The 20,785-nt window shown below is 44.8% G+C and carries 18 protein-coding genes; 13 read left to right on the top strand and 5 right to left on the bottom strand.

What is annotated here, in order from left to right; translation table 11 throughout:
• Window positions 1-83: 83 nt before the first annotated feature.
• The 4 genes from yfaE to ubiG form a co-directional block, all read right to left on the bottom strand.
• Entirely contained in the window at window positions 84-365 is a 282-nt protein-coding gene (gene yfaE, locus NB463_RS22435) for a class I ribonucleotide reductase maintenance protein YfaE (protein WP_005376817.1), read from the bottom strand.
• Window positions 365-1,498, bottom strand: a complete 1,134-nt coding sequence (gene nrdB / locus NB463_RS22430) for a class Ia ribonucleoside-diphosphate reductase subunit beta (RefSeq protein ID WP_005376818.1) — start codon at window positions 1,496-1,498, stop codon at window positions 365-367. The genes yfaE and nrdB overlap by 1 nt, the downstream gene beginning before the upstream one ends.
• A gap of 81 nt (window positions 1,499-1,579) precedes the next feature.
• Window positions 1,580-3,862, bottom strand: coding sequence for a class 1a ribonucleoside-diphosphate reductase subunit alpha (gene nrdA / locus NB463_RS22425; RefSeq protein ID WP_258431000.1), 2,283 nt, complete (start codon window positions 3,860-3,862; stop codon window positions 1,580-1,582).
• Between the two features lie 500 nt (window positions 3,863-4,362).
• Window positions 4,363-5,070: a bifunctional 2-polyprenyl-6-hydroxyphenol methylase/3-demethylubiquinol 3-O-methyltransferase UbiG gene (gene ubiG, locus NB463_RS22420; RefSeq protein ID WP_258431001.1), complete on the bottom strand. Its 708-nt coding sequence runs from the start codon at window positions 5,068-5,070 to the stop codon at window positions 4,363-4,365.
• Between the two features lie 480 nt (window positions 5,071-5,550).
• Between ubiG and gyrA the strand changes: the two genes are divergently transcribed.
• The 3 genes from gyrA to NB463_RS22405 all read left to right on the top strand — a co-directional run bounded on the left by gyrA (window position 5,551) and on the right by NB463_RS22405 (window position 9,615).
• The gene (gyrA, locus tag NB463_RS22415) at window positions 5,551-8,271 is read left to right on the top strand and encodes a DNA topoisomerase (ATP-hydrolyzing) subunit A (RefSeq protein WP_258431002.1); all 2,721 of its coding nucleotides are present in this window, start codon (window positions 5,551-5,553) and stop codon (window positions 8,269-8,271) included.
• Between the two features lie 123 nt (window positions 8,272-8,394).
• The gene (locus NB463_RS22410) at window positions 8,395-9,018 is read left to right on the top strand and encodes a TPR domain-containing protein (RefSeq protein ID WP_258431003.1); all 624 of its coding nucleotides are present in this window, start codon (window positions 8,395-8,397) and stop codon (window positions 9,016-9,018) included.
• Window positions 9,019-9,060: 42 nt separating this feature from the next.
• Window positions 9,061-9,615 (top strand): hypothetical protein, encoded by a 555-nt coding sequence (locus tag NB463_RS22405; protein ID WP_258431004.1) that lies wholly within the window; start codon window positions 9,061-9,063, stop codon window positions 9,613-9,615.
• Window positions 9,616-9,702: 87 nt separating this feature from the next.
• On the opposite strand, the gene nrfA is transcribed toward NB463_RS22405, so the two are convergent.
• The gene (nrfA, locus tag NB463_RS22400; RefSeq protein ID WP_405054826.1) at window positions 9,703-11,112 is read right to left on the bottom strand and encodes an ammonia-forming nitrite reductase cytochrome c552 subunit; all 1,410 of its coding nucleotides are present in this window, start codon (window positions 11,110-11,112) and stop codon (window positions 9,703-9,705) included.
• Window positions 11,113-11,579: 467 nt separating this feature from the next.
• Here nrfA and nrfB point away from each other — a divergent pair, with 467 nt between their 5' ends.
• From nrfB to NB463_RS22350, 10 genes are all read left to right on the top strand, one after another.
• Window positions 11,580-12,182, top strand: coding sequence for a cytochrome c nitrite reductase pentaheme subunit (gene nrfB / locus NB463_RS22395; protein ID WP_258431006.1), 603 nt, complete (start codon window positions 11,580-11,582; stop codon window positions 12,180-12,182).
• 1 nt (window position 12,183) lies between these two features.
• The gene (nrfC, locus tag NB463_RS22390; protein ID WP_258431007.1) at window positions 12,184-12,870 is read left to right on the top strand and encodes a cytochrome c nitrite reductase Fe-S protein; all 687 of its coding nucleotides are present in this window, start codon (window positions 12,184-12,186) and stop codon (window positions 12,868-12,870) included.
• Window positions 12,867-13,838: a cytochrome c nitrite reductase subunit NrfD gene (gene nrfD / locus NB463_RS22385; protein ID WP_258431008.1), complete on the top strand. Its 972-nt coding sequence runs from the start codon at window positions 12,867-12,869 to the stop codon at window positions 13,836-13,838. Before nrfC ends, nrfD begins: the two co-directional genes overlap by 4 nt.
• A gap of 9 nt (window positions 13,839-13,847) precedes the next feature.
• Window positions 13,848-15,752 carry a heme lyase CcmF/NrfE family subunit gene (locus NB463_RS22380; protein WP_258431009.1) on the top strand — a complete coding sequence of 635 codons (1,905 nt, stop codon included), beginning with the start codon at window positions 13,848-13,850 and terminating at the stop codon, window positions 15,750-15,752.
• A complete protein-coding gene (locus NB463_RS22375) occupies window positions 15,730-16,263 on the top strand; it encodes a DsbE family thiol:disulfide interchange protein (protein ID WP_164666484.1) in 534 nt (177 codons plus the stop codon). The genes NB463_RS22380 and NB463_RS22375 overlap by 23 nt, the downstream gene beginning before the upstream one ends.
• On the top strand, window positions 16,250-16,660 hold the full coding sequence (locus NB463_RS22370) for a cytochrome c-type biogenesis protein CcmH (protein WP_258431010.1): 411 nt from the start codon (window positions 16,250-16,252) through the stop codon (window positions 16,658-16,660). Before NB463_RS22375 ends, NB463_RS22370 begins: the two co-directional genes overlap by 14 nt.
• A 146-nt stretch (window positions 16,661-16,806) precedes the next feature.
• Window positions 16,807-16,983 carry a hypothetical protein gene (locus NB463_RS22365; RefSeq protein ID WP_005394761.1) on the top strand — a complete coding sequence of 59 codons (177 nt, stop codon included), beginning with the start codon at window positions 16,807-16,809 and terminating at the stop codon, window positions 16,981-16,983.
• 216 nt (window positions 16,984-17,199) lie between these two features.
• Window positions 17,200-17,856, top strand: coding sequence for a GTP cyclohydrolase II (locus tag NB463_RS22360; RefSeq protein WP_005394759.1), 657 nt, complete (start codon window positions 17,200-17,202; stop codon window positions 17,854-17,856).
• A gap of 176 nt (window positions 17,857-18,032) precedes the next feature.
• Window positions 18,033-19,295, top strand: a complete 1,263-nt coding sequence (locus tag NB463_RS22355) for an imelysin family protein (protein ID WP_258431011.1) — start codon at window positions 18,033-18,035, stop codon at window positions 19,293-19,295.
• A gap of 97 nt (window positions 19,296-19,392) precedes the next feature.
• Window positions 19,393-20,775, top strand: a complete 1,383-nt coding sequence (locus NB463_RS22350; RefSeq protein ID WP_258431012.1) for a di-heme oxidoreductase family protein — start codon at window positions 19,393-19,395, stop codon at window positions 20,773-20,775.
• The last annotated feature ends 10 nt before the right edge of the window (window positions 20,776-20,785 follow it).

Raw genomic sequence — 20,785 nt, 5'->3', positions numbered from 1 at the left:
GACAGCCTGAGAGATAAAACACGTAGATACAAAAAAGCCAAGGTAATCGCCTTGGCTTTTGCGTTTTATACCGTCGAGTCACGTTATGCGCGCTGCTTTTCTTTCATCGCGTAGTTAACGCCACTGAGTGACAAATCCGATTTTGCTTTACAGATACAAGGTAATATCTCATCACTTTGCGTGTAAGCCATGGCAAAACCAACATACTCCACTTCACCAGATTCCAACTTGCAGCGACAAGCGCCACAGTGCCCATCACGACAGTTGTATTCTGGTAATAAGCCAGCTTGCTCCATTGTTTCCAAAATTGTATTGGAAGGGTTGGATTCAATACTGATGAGTTTGTTGATTTTGAGTGTTGCCATTACAGCTCGAATCCTTCGAAGTCGTCTGCGCGAACTTCATTGTCAATTTGACCCACAAGGTAAGAAGAAATTTCCGCTTCTTGAGGCGCAACTTGAACGTTATCTGAAGACAACCAAGCGTTAATCCATGGGATTGGGTTGGTTGTTGCTTCTGGATAAGCTGCAGGTAGACCTACTGCTTGCATACGGATGTTGGTGATGTATTCAACATATTGGCTTAGGATGTCTTTGTTTAGACCGATCATCGAGCCATCTTTGAATAGATACTCTGCCCACTCTTTTTCTTGCTCAGCCGCTTCTTTGAATAGGTCAAAACAGTCTTGTTTTGCTTCTTCTGCGATTTGCATGAAAGTGAAATCATCCTGACCGTTACGTAGCAAGTTGATCATGTGTTGCGTACCGTTCAGGTGAAGCGCTTCATCACGTGCAATCAGCTTAATGATTTTCGCGTTACCTTCCATTAGCTCACGCTCAGCGAAAGCGAAAGAACATGCGAAACTTACGTAAAAACGAATCGCTTCTAGAGCGTTCACAGACATCAGACAGATGTACAGTTTCTTCTTAAGGTCGTACAGACTAACCTTAACCGTTTCACCGTTAAGGACATGCTCACCTTCACCGTAGCGATGGTAATCATTCGTCGCTTGAATCAAATCGTCGTAGTAGTGCGCGATGTCTTTTGCACGCTTCAGGATGTGCTCGTTCTCAACGATATCATCAAATACCACAGCAGGGTCGTTCACGATGTTACGAATAATGTGCGTGTAAGAACGAGAGTGAATCGTTTCAGAGAAAGACCAAGTCTCAATCCAAGTCTCTAGTTCCGGCAGAGATACAAGCGGCAGCAGTGCCACGTTAGGGCTACGACCTTGGATAGAGTCTAGAAGCGTTTGGTACTTCAAGTTAGAGATGAAGATGTGCTTCTCGTGATCTGGCAGTTTGTTGTAATCGATACGGTCGCTAGATACGTCTACTTCTTCTGGACGCCAGAAGAAAGAAAGTTGTTTCTCGATAAGCTTTTCGAAAATCTCAAACTTTTGTTGGTCGTAGCGTGCAACGTTTACTGATTGACCTAGGAACATTGGTTCCTTCAACTGGTCATTCTTTTTTTGGTTAAAAGTACTGTAAGCCATAATGCCTCAATTCCTTTTAAACCTCCCCATAAGGGGAGGTTATCGATAGTCTGTCTTTACGGAGTGTTGGGTGCGGGTAGATTAAATCTTACAACCGCCGCCAGCACAATCGTCATCTTGTGGTTGAACAGCGTCTTTCTGTTCATCTTTTGCGCCATCACGAGTGTTATGGTAGTAAAGCGTTTTCACACCAAACTTGTACGCTGTTAGCAGGTCTTGAAGTAGTTTCTTCATTGGTACCTTGCCAGTCTCGTAGCGTGACGGATCGTAGTTAGTATTAGCAGAGATAGCTTGGTCAACAAACTTCTGCATAATACCCACAAGATGTAGGTAACCGTCGTTCGAACCGATGTTCCAAAGCAGTTCATAGTTGTCTTTAAGTTCAGTGAACTCAGGTACAACTTGCTTCAGAATACCGTCTTTCGAAGCTTTTACTGAAACATAACCACGTGGTGGCTCAATACCGTTGGTTGCGTTTGAAATCTGAGAAGAGGTCTCAGAAGGCATTAGCGCAGTCAGTGTTGAGTTACGTAGGCCGTGCTCCATAATTTCTTTACGTAGGCTGTCCCAGTCGTAGTGCAGCGCTTCGTCACAAATTAGGTCGATATCTTTCTTGTACGTATCAATCGGCAGTAAGCCTTTCGCGTAGTTCGTTTCGTCGAATGAAGGGCACTTGCCTTGCTCTTTCGCCAGTTCTACCGATGCTTTTAGTAGGTAGTACTGCATTGCTTCGAACGTACGGTGAGTCAGGCCATTTGCGCTACCGTCAGAGTATTTCATGCCATGTTTCGCTAAGTAATAAGCGAAGTTGATCACACCAACACCTAGCGTACGACGGTTCATCGTCGATTTGTATGCCGCTGGTAGAGGGTAATCTTGATAATCAAGCAGTGCATCTAGCGCACGAACAACAAGATCAGATAGCTCTTCGAAATCATCTAGAGACTTGATAGCACCAAGGTTGAAGGCAGAAAGCGTACATAGTGCGATCTCGCCCGAGTCATCTTCAACGTTAGTTAATGGCTTCGTTGGCAGTGCGATTTCTAGACATAGGTTCGATTGACGAACTGGCGCTACTTCAGAATCGAATGGGCTGTGAGTATTACAGTGGTCCACGTTCTGAATGTAGATACGACCTGTTGATGCACGCTCTTGCATCAGCAGAGTGAACATTTCAATCGCTTTAACCGTTTCTTTCTTGATTGAAGGATCGTTCTCGTACTTCACGTATAGACGCTCAAACTCTTCTTGGTTTTCGAAGAATGCGTCGTATAGACCTGGTACGTCTGAAGGTGAGAATAGTGTGATGTTGCCACCCTCAACCAAACGTTGGTACATCAGTTTGTTCAGCTGTACACCGTAGTCCATGTGACGAACGCGGTTCTCTTCAACACCACGGTTGTTTTTAAGCACCATTAGAGAGCGAGCTTCGCCGTGCCACATTGGGTAGAATACAGTCGCTGCGCCACCACGAACACCACCTTGCGAACAACATTTTACTGCGGTTTGGAAGTATTTGTAGAACGGGATACAGCCAGTGTGGAACGCTTCACCACCGCGAATCTCTGAGCCTAATGCACGGATACGACCAGCGTTGATACCAATACCAGCGCGCTGAGATACGTAACGAACAATCGAGCTTGCTGTTGCGTTGATAGAATCAAGACTGTCGCCACACTCGATCAGAACACACGAGCTGAACTGGCGAGTAGGGGTACGCACGCCAGACATAATTGGCGTAGGTAGAGAAATCTTAAATGTCGATGTCGCATCGTAGAAACGCTTGATGTAATCAAGACGCGTTGCTTTTGGATATTTCGCAAATAGGCACGCTGCTACAAGAATGTATAAGAACTGAGCACTTTCGTAAATTTGGCCCGTTACACGGTTTTGTACGAAGTACTTGCCCTCTAGCTGCTTAACTGCCGCGTATGAGAAGTTTAGGTCGCGTTTATGGTCGATGTACGCATCAAGTTCGTCGAGTTCTGCTTTTGTGTAGTCTTCTAGAATATGTTGATCGTACTTACCCATATCGACGAGGCGAGACACGTGATCATAAAGCGTTGGTGGCTCGTATTGGCCATACGCTTTTTTACGCAGATGGAATACCGCTAGGCGAGCAGCTAGGTATTGGTAATCCGGAGTCTCTTCAGAGATCAGGTCTGCCGCAGACTTGATGATTGTCTCGTGAATATCTGTCGTTGTGATGCCGTCGTAAAACTGGATGTGAGCGCGAAGTTCTACTTGAGAAACCGAAACATTATCTAGACCTTCTGCAGCCCAAGTGATAACGCGGTGGATTTTATCCAGATCGATACTTTCTTTACGGCCATCACGCTTGGTGACGGTAAGTTGTTGGTTCATTCTGCTTTATTTCCCTAAGAAAACTGATAAAAGCCGTATTTTTGTTTGTTTATGTGCAATATGAGTAAAGCTTGCGGCGGCTTTGTGATCAAAGTCTATCTATATATTGTCGCTTAAACACAACATATAGGGGTTCATTTGTTTGCGGGTTACAAGATAGTGCTATTACACTGATTTATCAAGGTACAGATCGGGGATGACTTGTGGATAACTGACAAAATGAAAAAAATCAGTAAGTGAACACTAACCGATGAGAAAAGGGCAGACTTGAATGGTTAAAAGCACGGTTTTGAGATCGGTTTAGAAATAACCGCATGCAAAAATATTTTCCTTGATCTTTGGCCGTTTTTATCTACGAAAAATAGGTTGGTTAAAATGGAATCTAGAGCACGAATTTTAGACATAAAAAGACAAAAAAGCGGCAACTTTGTGCTACCGCTTTCGATTCATTTTCTACAAAAAATGTCAATCACAAAACGCATTTTTTAACATAACGGCGTTCAGTATTTTTTCGTATGAACGATGTAGTTTACATCTACATTACGGCCGAGTTTGTAACCGTCATTAAGAGGGTTGTAATGCAGGCCCGTAATGCCCATTTCCGTCAGGTCTGTTTGGTCTATCATCTTCATCATTTCGGCAGGCTTGATAAACTTCTCGTGCTCGTGAGTCCCCTCAGGAACAATCTTAAGAAGCTTCTCTGCACCGACAATAGCAAACAAGTATGACTTGATGTTTCTGTTCAAGGTTGAGAAAAACACGTGACCACCAGGTTTTACTAGCGCAGCACAAGAGCGGATAACGGAGAGAGGATCTGGAACGTGTTCAAGCATCTCCATACAAGTCACGACATCGTAAGTCCCTGCGTTTTCTATAGCGTGGTCTTCTATTGTGCTCTGAATGTAGGTCAGTTGAGTGCCGGTTTCTAATGCATGTAGTCGCGCGACTTCTAAAGGTTCTTTGCCCATATCAAGTCCAGTCACAATAGCGCCTTCTTTCGCCATGCTTTCAGCAAGAATGCCACCACCACAGCCGACATCAAGTGCTCGCTTGCCAAACAAGCCATTTGCTTTTTCAAGTACATAGTTCAAACGAAGTGGGTTAATTTGATGAAGTGGCTTAAACTCGCCTTCTAAATCCCACCATCGAGAAGCCATGTCCTCGAATTTCTTAATTTCACTTGGGTCGACGTTTTGTGCTTTAGTCATAATTGGTTTTATTGCATTCAATCTGAGTCCTTTAGAGGGCGTCAGTATACTCCAACGTTTTATAACCAAACAACCTCGACGTGCTTAGTGAAGGGACAATGACAGAGTTCACTGGTGCGGCAACAACAGGCTCCTGTAACTTTGAAAGGGCTTGCATGTTTTTGGTTCATCCTTGAACTAGTGCCAGTGACAATACTCTAAAACCGGCATTTTTGACGTTGTGTGGATATATTGGGATTAACGATTTCACCTAAGTTACATACGTACAGAGTCCGATTTTGCTCAATATTGACCGAAATATAACCACTAATCAGAAAGATATGGGATGAGTGTGCAAATTCTCGACATTTGATTCATAACCAAGCTCACAACCTGATAAAAGGAGAGGGAAAGTGATGCCGAAGTGATGAATTGTGTGTTATATTTTTGCACCTTACACGTATCGTAATTACGATCAGATAATAGAGGGATAATGGCTCTATGAGCGATTTAGCTAAAGAGATCACGCCCGTAAACATTGAAGATGAGCTTAGAGGTTCATATCTAGACTATGCGATGTCAGTCATCGTGGGTCGTGCTCTTCCAGATGTGCGTGATGGCCTAAAACCAGTACACCGCCGCGTTTTATTCGCGATGAACGTACTAGGCAACGATTGGAACAAACCATATAAAAAATCAGCCCGTGTTGTCGGCGACGTAATCGGTAAATATCACCCACACGGTGATAGTGCTGTGTACGACACAATCGTACGTATGGCTCAACCGTTCTCGCTTCGTTACATGCTGGTCGATGGTCAAGGTAACTTTGGCTCTATCGATGGCGACTCTGCTGCGGCAATGCGTTACACCGAAGTTCGAATGGCAAAAATTGCCCACGAACTATTGGCTGACCTAGACAAAGAGACCGTAGACTACGTACCAAACTACGACGGTACTGAGCAGATCCCAGCGGTTCTTCCAACTAAAATTCCAAACCTATTGGTTAACGGTGCTTCTGGTATCGCAGTAGGTATGGCAACCAACATCCCGCCTCATAACCTTGGCGAAGTGATCGATGGCTGTCTTGCATACATCAATAATGAAGAAATCACTATTGATGAACTAATGGATTACATTCCTGGTCCTGATTTCCCAACGGCGGCGCTGATCAGCGGTCGTAAAGGCATTGTAGACGCGTACAAAACAGGTCGCGGCAAAATCTACATGCGTTCGAAAGCGGACATCGAAGTGGAGAAGAATGGTAAAGAAACCATCATCGTCACTGAGATCCCATACCAGGTAAACAAAGCTCGCTTGATCGAAAAGATCGCTGAGCTAGTTAAAGATAAGAAAGTTGAAGGCATCAGTGCACTGCGCGACGAGTCAGATAAAGACGGTATGCGTATTGTTATTGAATGTAAGCGCGACGCTGTGGGCGAAGTGGTTCTAAACAACCTATACGCTCAGACTCAGTTGCAAACCACTTTCGGTATCAACATGGTGGCCCTAAACAATGGCCAACCACAGCTATTCAACCTGAAAGATATGTTGAAGTGCTTCGTTGATCACCGTCGTGAAGTTGTGACTCGTCGTACTATTTTCGAACTACGTAAAGCGCGTGAACGTGCCCACATCCTTGAAGGTTTAGCGCTAGCGCTTGCCAACATTGATGAAATCATTGAGCTTATCCGTAAGGCGCCAACACCGGCTGAAGCAAAAGCGGGTCTTATCGCTCGTGGTTGGGATTTAGGCAACGTTTCAGCAATGCTAGAGCGTGCTGGTACTGATGCAGCACGCCCTGAGTGGCTAGAGCCTGAATACGGCATCCGCGATGGTCAGTACTTCCTGACTGAGCAACAAGCACAAGCAATTCTAGATCTACGTTTACATAAACTAACAGGTCTAGAACACGAGAAGATTCTTGGCGAATACAAAACACTTCTAGAAGAAATCGCTGAACTCATGCATATCCTTGCGAGCACTGAGCGTTTGATGGAAGTGATCCGCGAAGAACTTGAAGCGGTTCGTGACGGCTTTGGTGATGCTCGTCGTACAGAAATCACAGCTGCGAGCCATGATATCGACATGGAAGAGCTGATCGCACGTGAAGACGTTGTGGTTACTCTATCGCACGGTGGTTACGTTAAGTACCAAGTACTGAGCGACTACGAGTCACAGCGCCGTGGTGGTAAAGGTAAGAGTGCGACCAAGATGAAAGATGAAGACCACATTGAGCGTCTTCTAGTGGCGAATACCCACGATAACATCTTGTGTTTCTCTACTCGTGGTAAAACATACCGCCTGAAAGTTTACCAATTGCCTCTAGCGAGCCGTACTGCGCGTGGTAAGCCAATTGTGAACATCCTTCCACTAGAAGAAGGTGAGCGCATTACCGCGATTCTGCGTGTTGATGAATTCTCTGAAGACAAATTCATCTTCATGGCAACAGGTGACGGTACGGTTAAGAAAACGCCGTTGAACCAATTTGCAAATGTTCGTTCAAATGGTCTGATTGCGGTAAACCTACGTGAAGACGATTCGTTAATCGGTGTGGATATCACTAACGGCGAAAACGAAATCATGCTGTTCTCTAAAGCGGGTAAAGTGGTTCGCTTTAAAGAAGCAGAAGAAATTCCAGTACTTGACGAAAATGGTAAGCCAGTTCTTGATGAGAATGGTCAGCCAGAGATCAAGTTTAAAGGTGTTCGTCCTATGGGTCGTACCGCCTCTGGTGTGCGTGGTATGAAACTGGCTGAAAATGACCAAGTTGTATCACTTATCGTTCCTTCGCACGAAGGCGACATCCTAACGGTTACAGAAAACGGTTACGGTAAACGTACAGCGCTGAGCGAGTACCCGACAAAAGGTCGTGGCACTCAAGGTGTCGTTTCTATCAAAGTTTCTGAGCGAAACGGCCCGGTAGTTGGTGCTATCCAGGTTGTCGAAGGTGATGAAATGATGATGATCACCGACGCTGGTACACTAGTACGTACTCGTGTGGGTGAAGTTAGCCAGGTTGGTCGTAACACGCAAGGTGTAACGCTTATCCGTACTGCGGAAGACGAATCTGTTGTTGGTTTGCAACGTATTGAAGAAGTTGATGAAGAAGAGCTGCCTGCTGGTGAAGAAGCAGAAGTGTTAGAGTCAACAGACGAAAATACGCAGCAAGATACTCCAGAAGCGCCAGCCGCTGATGATGCAGAGGAAGGTAACGAAGAGTAATCTTTCGTCACTATTCTAATGTGAAAAGCCGAGCCTCAGTTGCTCGGCTTTTTTGTACCTCTATCAACGCAATACAAGCATTAAACCAGTACACTAGTACTCAGTTTGTCTAGGGAGCGCGTTATGTCTGTTTGGTTTTTCATTGCCATCACTTTAATGGGATTATTCGTCGTCGTATTATCGCTCAGCGCTTCAAGAGTAAGAGCGGCACAATGGTTCGGTTTTTGTACTTTGGTACTAGTGTTAACCAGCGCTAGCTTCTTATTGTTGCGTCAATCTCCTCCACAACCTATTCAAGCTGAAGTCTCTCGAATGATGACTGCTCGCGATATCATGCAGGAAATTCAAGACCAATTGCGTGAAGACCCAAACAATGCCGAATTGTGGTTTCAGCTAGGGCAGGGCTACCTGCTAGAGGGAGAACTGGATGGTGCGCTGATTTGTTTTGATTACGCCATCCAACTGACTGAGCCAGTCGGTGCCACGCAACTTGCTGCGAAAGCGACGACCTTATACTACATTCACCAGCAATCAATGACGCAAGAAGTCAGTTTGCTTTTGGAGCAAGCTTTGCAGATAGAACCGCACAATGAAGCGGCTTTGTCTTTGATCGCCAACGACCACTTTGTTTCATTCCGCTTTCAGGAAGCCATTGATACTTGGGTGCTATTACTCGACTCTAACGATCCAAGCTTGGATAGAGTACAAATTATTAACTCGATCAATAAAGCTAAAGAGCTGTTGTAGGCGTAGACTCTAATTAGTAGTAGAAGAAAGGTGGGGGGATGAATGAAGAATAAAGCGTTCGGAATATTGGTGGTGCTGTACGGCTCCGTGTTAGTGGGTTGTAGCTCTTCCAATCATTCTGGCTCTTCCTCTACGGTTTATTATTCTTCAGGTTACTACGAACCGTGGTGGTACGATCATGACGATTACTGGATTTATTACTATCCGGGTTGTTGCGACAACGGAGATGAATATAAAGAGAGACTGGAAGAGTGGTGGAATGGCTTGGATGAAGAGCAACAGCAATCCATCAAAGACAAAGTCGAAGATTGGAAAGACGACGATATGTCCGCCAATATCGATAACATGAAGCGACAGCTTGACGATCATTGGCAATCACTGCCCGACGATCAAAAGCAGGAGATTCAAACCAAGTGGGAGAACCGCCCCGAGCGCATCGAGCCTACGGCTTTACAAGATAAAGCGGTGAAAGAAAAGGTTCAACAAAGAAAAGCATTGCCGGAAACGAAGATCCAGCGCCCAGTTACACGCCCAAATGTGCAGATGCCTAAAACCCGTCCACATATTCAGCCTAGGCCGAGACTTCCTCGTCGCTAATCTGTTTTCCTCTGCCTTCTATCAAACAAAAAGGGCGCAACGTGCGCCCTTCGTTTTATCCATTTAAGCTAGTGTAATCGATACTGATCAGTACGTTGCTTCGCGCTCAGCAGCTGCTTTATCCCATTCTGGTGTCACCGTTTCTAAGAAGTGCTTCTTATCTGCGTTCATCTTTTCCATATCCATACCTAGTGCTTGTTGCGCTTTTGCTTTGGTCGAGATATCTGGAATTTGAACAGGGTCAGTAATGCCTTTTGTTGCTAATAAACGAACCAACTTAGTACGAGCGTCAGCAGCGCGGTCAACTGCAGTGCCTAGTACCTCAAGTGCTACCTCAGGTGCATGCATGTGAACACCATGGGACGCAATTGCGTAGTCCCAGCGCCATTGGGCATGGCGAATATCTTGTAGGATAGGTTGCATCTCTTCTTCTGTTGCCCCTGCTTCCCATGCTGCACCAGCTTCAAAGTGCGCTGCCACAATTTGTTTCTCGGCGGTTAGCTTCATGTTCAGTACTTGCGCTTTGCGAGTCGAAACGATGCCCTGTAGTTGCTCTTTGGTTTGAGTATGGCATTGCGCACAGGTGTCTTCAAAACGATCAAACGGGTTACCCACTTTGTGGTCGGTGTATACCGTACCGTCTTCTTTGGTTATTTTAGGCATGTGACAGTCCACACACACCACTTTGTTTTTGCCATGAATACCCGCTCTCCAAGTTTCGAAACCTGGGTGTTGCGCCTTAAGCATTGGTGCTTTAGAAACGGCGTGCGTCCAATCTTTAAAGTTCAACGCGTCGTAGTATTTCTCCATATCAGCGACGTTGGTCCCCATGTCCCATGGGAATTTGACTGCTTTAGTCGGACCTGTGAAGTAGTACTCGACATGACATTGAGCGCAGACTGACGCTTGTTTATCTAAGCGAGATTGTTGGTCAAAATTTTTGCCGATGGTGTCAAAAGCACGCTCGACGTATGGGCGAGTCAGTGCCAGTGCGGGTTCGCCTTTCTTGAAGGCTTCAGAACCCGTATTGTGACAGTCGGAACAACCGATAGGGTTGACGATTTCTGAGCCCAAGCGCGCCCATTTACCTTCGAAATAACCGTCTTCACCGCGCTCTTCAATTACGCGGGCGACATCTGGGCTTTTACAACTCCAACAAGCCATCGGCATTGGCCCGGAGTTTTCGTCTGCTGGTGCGCCAGTTCTGAGGGTTTGCCTCACATCATCAAGCGCGTAAAAGTGACCGCGCGCTTTGTTGTAGTCTTTAGCAAAACCATAACCGGCCCACAAGATCACCATGTTTGGGTCTTCACTTAAGGCATCTTCAATATGCTCGCTTTCCGATGTGGCTTTCCAAGAGTGATATTGGTCAGGATGGTTTTGTTCAAAGGTATCATTGCGAGGCTCTATGAGACCAGTATCCTCTGCCGCCAAAGGAGCACCAACCAAAAATAATTGGCTGGCGAATAAGGTCGCAACCGCGATAGGTGCGCTCATCCAGTGTTTTATGCTCACGGTGTTATCTCCATATTCGTTTTTATTAGCAGCGTTGTGAGGAGCTATTCCAAATAAGAATCGGAGATCTATCGTTAATATTAATAGTGAATTGAATAGATGAAATAGTGACCGAAATTGGCCTTGTTTTAGATCAATTTATGCTAGTGATCTTAATCATGTTTAAGTTCATACACCCCTAAAGTGGTATGTTGTAATCCCCTTTAATCACAGCGTGTTATGGGTATAACCACTCTAGAAATAAGGTGATTAAGGTCGCTTTTTGAACATGTGATTCTACCTCTTAGGAATTATAGAGGTATTATAAATACAGGTTTAGCGTTGTGGCTTTCCAAAATAAGAATTGATGTCATTTGAAGGTGTAAAAATATCTTCAGAGGAAATTAATTGTTGCTCAAATAATAGTTGATAAGAGTTATCAATTATTATCGAGCTAAGGAAAGAAAAATATGGGCAATATAAAATTGACCATAGAGACAATGCTGAAATTTCTCTTCATCTTTGCCATCTATGGTTTTTTCACCGCCGCCCATGCGACTTCTTCAGAGCCAGTTGAAGGTGCTCAAGCTGAGCGTCATCAAGTCGAGTTGATCCGTGACCGAGACTATAAATGTCTTCAATGTCATAAGGATGCTAAAGATACTCTGAATCTATCGCATGATTCGCAAGCGTTATTGAGTCAAGGTAAGCAGCTCAATTGCACTAACTGTCACAGCAACATCGGCCCTGATCACCGTGAAGGTGCACCCGATGTGATTAAGTTTTCTGCTGCGCAATCGAAAGCGGTGCACGACAAAGTGTCCCTTGACCCAAGCTTGATTCTCAAAGCTAATAGCCAGTGTGTGGATTGTCACGCGCCACTTAAGTTAAGAGAAAAGCATTGGACGCACGATGTGCACGCCAAAAACCTCACTTGTTCAAATTGCCACGATGTACACGCAGCGAAAACCAAAGCGTTGTCTTACGACAGAAAACAACTGATCAAGCAGTGTGTGGATTGTCACTCTGAATTTGCCGTCGAACCTAAACTTGCCAAAGAAGAGGAGAGATAGCATGAAATGTTCGAGAAGAAACTTTTTAGCCGGCAGCGGCGCGTTGATTTTAACTACAGGCGTTGCAGGCACTTCCGTTATTAGCTCCTCTCTTTATGCCAGCAACAGTGAACAAGCGAAACGCATGGGTATGGTTCATGACGAAAATGCCTGTATTGGCTGTACCGCCTGTACTGATGCTTGTCGCGAAGTAAATAAAGTCCCCGAAGGCGTGACCCGACTTAAAATTCATCGCAGTGAACCGATTGGCGAATTTCCAGATGTGGAATACCAGTTTACTCGCGAATCCTGTCAGCACTGTGATAACCCACCATGTGTGTACGTTTGTCCAACAGGCGCTGCATACAAAGATGAAGCGACCGGCATCGTGGATGTGCACAAAGAGAAATGTGTCGGATGTGGTTATTGCCTTGCCGCTTGCCCTTACCAAGTGCGCTTCTTTAATCCAGTCGATCACTCTGCGGATAAATGTAACTTCTGCCGTGATACCAACCTAGCGCAAGGTAAGCAGCCAGCTTGCGTGGAATCTTGCCCAACAAAAGCACTCATCTTTGGTGATTTGAATGACCCAACTAGCGAGGTGAGCAAAGCTATCGAAAGCCATGTTGTCTATCGCGATAAATCGCATTTAGGTACGCAACCTAAACTGTACAAAATTCCGCATAGCAAAGGGGAGGTGTCATCATGAACGGCTTCGAAAGTGCATTCCACTTTGACTCGTTAGTCTGGGATTGGATCATCGCGATTTACTTATTCCTTGCTGGGATGTCAGCGGGTGCGGTGATGATTTCAATCTATTTAAAACGCAAAGTGATTGAAGGTGATCCCGCAAACAACGGCATCATGAAAGCGATGGCTTGGCTCGCACCATTTGGCATCATTGCTGGGTTGGTAATTTTGATTTTCCATTTAACCAAGCCTTTAGAGTTTTGGAAGATCATGATCTACTACAACCCAACGTCTGTGATGTCGATGGGCGTGATCTTGTTCCAAGTGTACATGCTAGTGCTGTTTGTTTGGATCGGCGTTATCTTCCGCCATCAAATCATCAGCTTCTGTGAAGGGAAGTTACCAAGCAAACTGTTGGACTTTGCTGACGGCATTTTAATTAAGGCGGGGAAAGCCAACAACGCAATTGAATTGTTTTTGGGATTCTTAGCCATCGTGCTTGCGGCATACACGGGGTTCTTATTGTCTGCGCTGAAGACTTACCCAATGCTAAACAATCCGGTGCTGCCAATTTTGTTCTTGTTCTCAAGCTTGTCTTCGGGAGCTGCAGCCTGCTTGATGTTTGGCATCTTGGTGTTTAAAGAGTCGACCAGCAGCCCTAGTGTATCGTGGGTGCACGGGTTTGAGCGTCCGGTGGTGCTGTTTGAGTTGTTCGTCTTAGTGACATTCTTTACTGGGCTTATCTTTAGTGGCGGGCAAAATGAAGCCGCGGCTTGGAATGCCATTTCGAGTGGGTTCTGGGCTCAGTGGTTCTGGGTTGGGGTGGTGCTCATCGGAATGATCACACCGTTGACATTAAACTGGCTAACGCCTTCAGAAGTTAGTCATAGGGGAAGCTACGTTTTTGCGGTCACAACGTTGAGCTTGGTTGGCGTACTCATGCTGCGTACTTTCATTCTCTATGCTGGTCAAATGACCATCGTGTAAGGAGGCAAAATGGAGGCTGAGCTCGGTTTCTTTTTGTTGATATTGGTGGCTGTCGCATCGACATGTGCGACGCTGCTGCATTGGGTTTGCTTTACGCTGAGGAAGAAGGGAGTGTTGCCACACCAAACCGCAACGTCTCATATTATCAGCTTAGCCTCCTTAGTTTGTTTGGCGCTTTTGATAGTCTGTTTTATTCAGGATAATTTTGCGCTTGAGTATGTGGTTACACACTCGAACAGCCAGTTACCTATCGCGTTTAAGATTGCAGCTGCTTGGGGCGGCCATCAAGGGTCTATGTTGTTTTGGGTGGTTACGTTGAGCTTATGGGCCTCTTTTATTGCTATCAAGTCGCCAGTTTACACTCAATATACAGGCGATTGCTTGGGTATCATGAACTTACTTATTGCTATTTTCGCTTGGTTTACCCTCACCACGTCCAATCCTTTTGAGTATGCTCAGACGCTAGCGTTGGAGGGACGAGATCTCAATCCGATGTTGCAAGATATCGGGCTTATTATTCATCCACCGCTGTTGTATTTGGGTTACGTTGGTTATGCCGCGATACTGGCGTTCGCCTTAGCTGCGTTATTAGCGAAGCGACCTATAAATGAATGGTATGGTGTTGCCCGTAGTGCCGCTTTCTTTGCTTGGGGTACGCTAACAATTGGAATTTTGATTGGTTCTTGGTGGGCATACAATGAATTAGGTTGGGGCGGGTGGTGGTTTTGGGACCCGGTAGAAAACGCGTCTTTGCTGCCTTGGTTAATGGGTACCGCACTACTGCATAGCGGTGTGTTGTCGAAGCGTAATAAAGGAGCAATTTGGAGCACCTACGCATTGGCTTTTGCGACGTTCAGTTTGAGTATTCTCGGCACATTTGTGGTGAGATCAGGTGTATTAACCTCAGTACACGCGTTTGCGGTTGATCCAACCAAAGGTGTAGTACTTCTTGCTGTTCTCAGCGTTTTGGTGGTTGTCACTTTTGGTGTGCTCATTGTGCGAGGGCTACATATTCCTCGTTTTACGCTCGATTCGTTAATAAGTCGTGCCTACATGGTATACATCGCTATTGGACTTCTCGTTGTTTGTATGGCGATTGTTTTCCTCGGTACCTTTTACCCAATGCTTTATCAACTGCTTGGCCTGGGTAATATATCCGTTGGGGCACCTTACTTTAACAGCCTCGTTTTCCCCCTTACATTACTTGCTATGACCTTTCTCGCCTTTATGCCCGTGTTGAAGTGGACGAAAGGAGCCAGTCCTCATGCCGTTAAAACCATTGGGTTTGTCGGTATTCATGTTGTTGCGGTTAGCGCTATTTTCGTTGTTGCTACTAAAGAGCTTCATATAACGACTTTGATTATTCTGGTATTAGCGACGTGGGTAGTGGTTTCTCATGTGCTATTGCTGTTTTGTGCAGAAAACAAGAGCAAATTAATGCCTATGTTTCTTGCTCATGTTGGCTTTGCGTTGGCTGCAAGCGGGGCAGTATTTAATAGTGACTATTCGTATGAATACAACTTACGGGTAGAGCCAGGTAGCTCGTATCAAAAAGCGGGTATCACCGTTGATTATCATGGAATTGAATGGTTAGTTGGGCCGAACTACACCGCAGAACAGGGAAGTATTGATCTTTATTTGGAGAGAGGTAAGGCGCTGAACTTTCAACCCGAGAAACGGCATTACCCTGTACGCGTGATGAATATGACCGAGCCCGCTATTCGATCACTATGGCATGGAGACTACTACATCACTTTGGGTGACAAGCTCGACAACAGCGCCTACGCAATTAAAGTGCAATATCGGGCGGGTATCTGGTGGATATGGTTTGGTGGCGCTTTAATCGTAATAAGTGCTTTGGGGAGTATGACGAATCGAAGGGGAAAAGGTAATGAGATCGAAAAATACGCTTAAACTGATCGTTCTCATATTGCTAGTTGCGATTTTTGTTGTCACCGCGACATTGGCATTATCCGATAGACCAAACGTAGAAATACAACAAAATCGTGTGTTATCTATCCCAGATTTTACCGCTTACTCACTCATTTCAGGCAATCGAATCACCGATGCAGTACTAGAAAATCAAGGTTATGTGCTATTGAATGTTTGGGCGTCTTGGTGCGGGGTTTGTAAACAAGAACATGATGATTTGCTCAACTTAGCTCGACAAGGTGTGCCCATTGTTGGTCTTAACTATCGAGATAAAGAGAGCGCGGCTAAACGCTATTTGAGCTCTTCACATAATCCATATACCGAAGTTATATCCGATCCTAATGGGCAACTGGCGGTTGAACTTGGTGTAATAGGAACACCTGAAACTTACTTAATTGATCAAAATGGCAATGTTTTGATCAAATATAGAGGTAAGTTAACAATAGACAAATGGAACTCGTTATTTTCGGGGTATTTTAATGTCTCACTTTAAATATGCTTACTTCATTATTGTTTTGTTTTGTTTGTGTTCTTCTTGGGTCAAAGCAGAGCAAATTACGCAGCATGTTGATCTGTTTGAATTTCATTCCGTTGAACTGCAACAAAGAGCAAATGCATTAGCCAAGGCTTTGCGATGCCCGCAATGTCAAAACCAAAACCTTGTTGAATCTAATGCACAAGCCGCTAAAGATTTAAGACTGAAAGTGTACTCGATGGTAAACGAAGGAAGCACGGATCAAGAGGTAAAAGATTATTTGGTTCAGAGATATGGGATTATCGTTTTGTATCAGCCACCATTTAATTATTCGACAGCGGCGTTGTGGATCTTTCCTCTATTACTTTTGATCTTTTTTATCCTATTTTCGATCAAAATGATAAAGCGTCAATAATGTGACCACTATTCCACTATGGGAAATAAATCGTGCAGATAACAAACAGAATGTTATCATTTTTCCGAATTTATGAAGATTCCAGTATAAAGAAAATCAACGATTTGAGCTGGAGAAGTAATAAAAGAACTAAGTAGGTGCACGCAGTGGATTCAGTTATATTACAGTTAAAAAAAGACTTTTATTCGCAGATTCGTGCATTGCAAACCTCGAAACTGCCTCAAGTTACATCGTCTCTTGCCGTATTAACCGAAGAAGAAATTCAAGAACTCGAAGCGGTATGGATAGAGCTTACGGTTTGGAAACGTAGCCAAACACATTAAATCATCACCCCTACATGCAACTCATTATCAACCCCAGACAAAATTTGTCTGGGGTTTTTTATTGTAGTTTTTCAAAATTGTTATACTATAACAATTCGTCAGCGCGGGGAGTTGTTCTCTTTGGCTGTCTTTAGGGGATAACTGCTCTCAATTGTGATCTCTATATTGAAAAATGCGGTATCAATCCCCATAGTTGAAGAGCAATGAGTGAATCCCATGAATGCAATAACGAAAACGCATCAAGCGCATCAAGCAATAAATCGAGTGAGTATAGATATGGCGGAAGTACGTGCCAGAGTAGATTTTAAAGTCGGGGCTAAAAGTAATATCGATGCTGAAATCCTGTCTTTTCGTGGCCTGAAGACAGATAAAGAGCATGTGGCAGTTATCTTTAGGCAAGCGGATCAAACGCAAGAAACGCCTTTGGTGCGTATGCATTCAGAATGTCTTACTGGTGATGTTTTTCACTCATCCCGTTGTGATTGCGGCGAGCAATTAGAAGAAACCATTCAACGCATGGGCGAATCTGGCGGTATTATTTTATACCTACGTCAGGAAGGTCGTGGTATTGGTCTATACAATAAGATTGATGCGTACCGTTTGCAAAGCCAAGGTATGAACACCTATGAAGCAAATAACCATTTGGGTTTTGACGATGACCTTCGTGATTTCACTGAAGCAGCGCAAATGCTCGAAGCATTAGGTGTGAGTAAAATTCGCCTTGTGACCAACAACCCTAAGAAAATCCGTGAATTAGCAGAATACGGCATCGAGATTGTTGAGGTTGTCAATACCTCTGCACATATTAAAGATGGTAATGAAAGCTACCTAAAAGCAAAAGTTTCTCATGGTAAGCACAATCTAAAATTCTGATTTTATTTATTAAATCATCAGTTTTGCATGTTAAAAGCCTCACAATGATGAGGCTTTTTTTGTATCTAGAGTTGAAAATAAATTGTAAATTTGTATTATCTCGTGACTAATAGTGCAAATAAGAATAATTAGCACTACGAATAAAACAAATAAATTGCTCAACAAGGATGCTTCAGATGAATGCAAAAACAGTTTTAGTCCAATCTATTGCTGCATCACTCCTCATTGCCAGTGGTTCTACCGTTGCTGCCCAAGTAACGAAACAACAAGTCGTTGAACATTATGCAGACGTTGCACATGCAGTCTTTGCTGACTCAGTGACAACGGCGAAAACGCTCGACGTAAAAATCGACGAATTCCTAAAATCGCCATCAGCGGATAAGCTTGAAGAAGTAAAACAAGCGTGGCTAGACTCTCGCGTTCCGTACCAACAATCTGAAGTATTCCGTTTTGGTAACGCGATTGTTGATGACTGGGAAGGGCAGTTAAATGCATGGCCACTTGATGAAGGCCTAATTGACTACGTAGCGACAGATTACCAATATGAACTCGGTAACGAAGGCGCTGCTGCAAACATCATCGCAAACACCAGTTTACAGATTGGTGCTTCTAAACTAGACGTTTCAAATATCACTCCAGAATTGCTAGCGGATCTCAACGAAGTAGGTGGTTCTGAGGCAAACGTTGCGTCAGGTTACCACGCGATTGAATTCTTACTTTGGGGTCAAGACCTAAACGGCACAAACGCAGGCGCAGGTCAGCGCGCTTACACAGACTTCGTTGTCGGTTCTGAGTGTACGAATGGTCACTGTGACCGTCGTGGTGAGTACCTAAAAGTGGCAGCCGATCTACTAGTTCAAGACCTTGAATGGATGGAAAAACAGTGGTCTGCGGAAGTGAAAGGCAACTACCGTGAAACGCTTCTTAATGATTCTGCGGATAATGGTCTACGTAAAATGTTGTTCGGTATGGGTTCATTGTCTTTGGGTGAGCTTGCTGGTGAGCGCATGAAGGTGGCGTTGGAAGCAAACTCGACAGAAGATGAGCACGATTGTTTCTCAGACAATACGCACAACTCTCATTACTACAACGAGCAGGGCATCTATAACGTTTACACAGGTCTTTACAAGCGTGAAGACGGCACATTGCTTTCTGGTCCGAGTATTGCTGACCTAGTGGCTCAAAAAGACAAACAAGCAGCTAAAGAGATCCAGAAGCAGTTTGATGTTACGCGTAACCAAGTTGGTAAATTGGTTACGTCTGCGGAGAAGAACAACCAACACTTCGACCAGTTAATTGCAGCGGGTAATGCACAAGGCAACACGTTAGTGAATGACACCATCATGTCATTGGTTGCTCAAACCGGTTCAATTGAGCGTGCTGCGGGTATCATTGGCATTGATAGCCTAAGCCCTGATACTGCTGACCACGAGTTTTAATCAAAGTACAAAAAATAATTGAAAGGGCTCGTTTGAGCCCTTTACCGTTTTAACTCGCTGTTATCCCACTCCTCTTGTTGTGTTTTAGAGCAATGATATGAAGCCTTACTTAATTTCGGCCTTGGCCGTGATCTTTTCTTCTACTGCTATCGCGTATGATGTGAAATCTGGTGGACAAACGAGCGTGAAAAAAGAAGGCGCCAACGCGTATTCTCTTCCTGCCGCGAACCTTCCTATGAGTAAACGTCTTGATTTTAGCGTGGGCAATAGTTTTTTCCGCAACCCTTGGGTACAAGCGCCAGCGTCTACCGATGCCAGAGATGGTTTGGGACCTCTTTTCAATACAAATGGTTGTCAAAACTGCCACATCAAAGATGGTCGTGGTCACCCTCCAGAGCAAAATGATTTGCATGCGGTGTCCATGTTAGTGCGTTTGAGCATCCCTGCGATGACGTCAGAACAAAAAACAGCGTACATCAGAGACGGCGTTATACCTGAGCCGACTTATGGCGGCCAGCTCCAAGACTTTGCCCTGCAAGATCAAACGCCAGAAGGAACAATCGAAATCACGTACACCGATGTGCCAGTGAAGTTTAAAGACGGCACGACGGTGACACTAAGAAAACCTCATTTGAATATTACCGATCTAGGTTACGGCGATATGCACCCTGATACGGAATTTTCAGCGCGTGTTGCACCGCCAATGATCGGCCTTGGTTTGTTAGAGAGTATTCCTGACGAAACGCTACTGGCATGGGCTGATGCACAAGATGCAAATAAAGACGGTATCTCAGGTAAAGTAAACAAGGTTTGGGAGATTGAGAAGGGCGACTTCTCAATTGGTCGTTTTGGCTGGAAAGCCGGACAACCGACGTTAATGCAGCAAAATGCAGCAGCATTCAATGGTGATGTGGGTCTGACGAGCCATTTATTCCCCAATGAAAACTGTACCTCGAAACAAAGTATTTGTGACGACATGCCAAATGGCGGCAAACCCGAAGTGAGTGAAAATATTCTCGACTTCGTTGAGTTTTACAGCCAGCACTTAGCCGTACCTATTCGCCGAAATATGGACGATCCTAGCGTGAAACTCGGTCAGAAAATCTTTGCGGCTTCTGGCTGTGAAAGCTGCCATAAGACCAGTGTCAAAACGGCGAAGCGACCAGAGTTACCAGCGCTTTCTGAGCAGCTTATCCATCCATATACAGACATGCTTCTGCATGACATGGGTGAAGGTTTAGCCGATAACCGTCCTGAGTACTTAGCAAACGGCCGTGAATGGCGAACGGCACCCCTATGGGGCATTGGTTATACCGAAGAAGTAAACGGGCATAGTTACTTCTTACATGATGGCCGCGCCCGTAATCTGATGGAAGCGGTATTGTGGCACGGCGGTGAAGCGGAAACGGCCAAACAAAACGTGCTAGCACTGAACAAAAAAGAACGTGATGCATTGATTGCGTTTCTGAATTCTCTATAAGGAAGCAACC

This window comes from Vibrio sp. RM-41-2B (assembly GCF_024744415.1).
Taxonomy (GTDB): domain Bacteria; phylum Pseudomonadota; class Gammaproteobacteria; order Enterobacterales; family Vibrionaceae; genus Vibrio; species Vibrio diabolicus.
Note: the sequence above shows the minus strand (reverse complement) of the source record. Positions and strands in the feature narration are given on the sequence as shown.

Coding starts and splice junctions, on each gene's coding strand:
- yfaE (WP_005376817.1), bottom strand. CDS start 365: ATGGCAACACTCAAAATCAACAAACTCATCAGTATTGAATCCAACCCT.
- nrdB (WP_005376818.1), bottom strand. CDS start 1,498: ATGGCTTACAGTACTTTTAACCAAAAAAAGAATGACCAGTTGAAGGAA.
- nrdA (WP_258431000.1), bottom strand. CDS start 3,862: ATGAACCAACAACTTACCGTCACCAAGCGTGATGGCCGTAAAGAAAGT.
- ubiG (WP_258431001.1), bottom strand. CDS start 5,070: ATGACTAAAGCACAAAACGTCGACCCAAGTGAAATTAAGAAATTCGAG.
- gyrA (WP_258431002.1), top strand. CDS start 5,551: ATGAGCGATTTAGCTAAAGAGATCACGCCCGTAAACATTGAAGATGAG.
- NB463_RS22410 (WP_258431003.1), top strand. CDS start 8,395: ATGTCTGTTTGGTTTTTCATTGCCATCACTTTAATGGGATTATTCGTC.
- NB463_RS22405 (WP_258431004.1), top strand. CDS start 9,061: ATGAAGAATAAAGCGTTCGGAATATTGGTGGTGCTGTACGGCTCCGTG.
- nrfA (WP_405054826.1), bottom strand. CDS start 11,112: ATGAGCGCACCTATCGCGGTTGCGACCTTATTCGCCAGCCAATTATTT.
- nrfB (WP_258431006.1), top strand. CDS start 11,580: ATGGGCAATATAAAATTGACCATAGAGACAATGCTGAAATTTCTCTTC.
- nrfC (WP_258431007.1), top strand. CDS start 12,184: ATGAAATGTTCGAGAAGAAACTTTTTAGCCGGCAGCGGCGCGTTGATT.
- nrfD (WP_258431008.1), top strand. CDS start 12,867: ATGAACGGCTTCGAAAGTGCATTCCACTTTGACTCGTTAGTCTGGGAT.
- NB463_RS22380 (WP_258431009.1), top strand. CDS start 13,848: ATGGAGGCTGAGCTCGGTTTCTTTTTGTTGATATTGGTGGCTGTCGCA.
- NB463_RS22375 (WP_164666484.1), top strand. CDS start 15,730: ATGAGATCGAAAAATACGCTTAAACTGATCGTTCTCATATTGCTAGTT.
- NB463_RS22370 (WP_258431010.1), top strand. CDS start 16,250: ATGTCTCACTTTAAATATGCTTACTTCATTATTGTTTTGTTTTGTTTG.
- NB463_RS22360 (WP_005394759.1), top strand. CDS start 17,200: ATGAATGCAATAACGAAAACGCATCAAGCGCATCAAGCAATAAATCGA.
- NB463_RS22355 (WP_258431011.1), top strand. CDS start 18,033: ATGAATGCAAAAACAGTTTTAGTCCAATCTATTGCTGCATCACTCCTC.
- NB463_RS22350 (WP_258431012.1), top strand. CDS start 19,393: ATGAAGCCTTACTTAATTTCGGCCTTGGCCGTGATCTTTTCTTCTACT.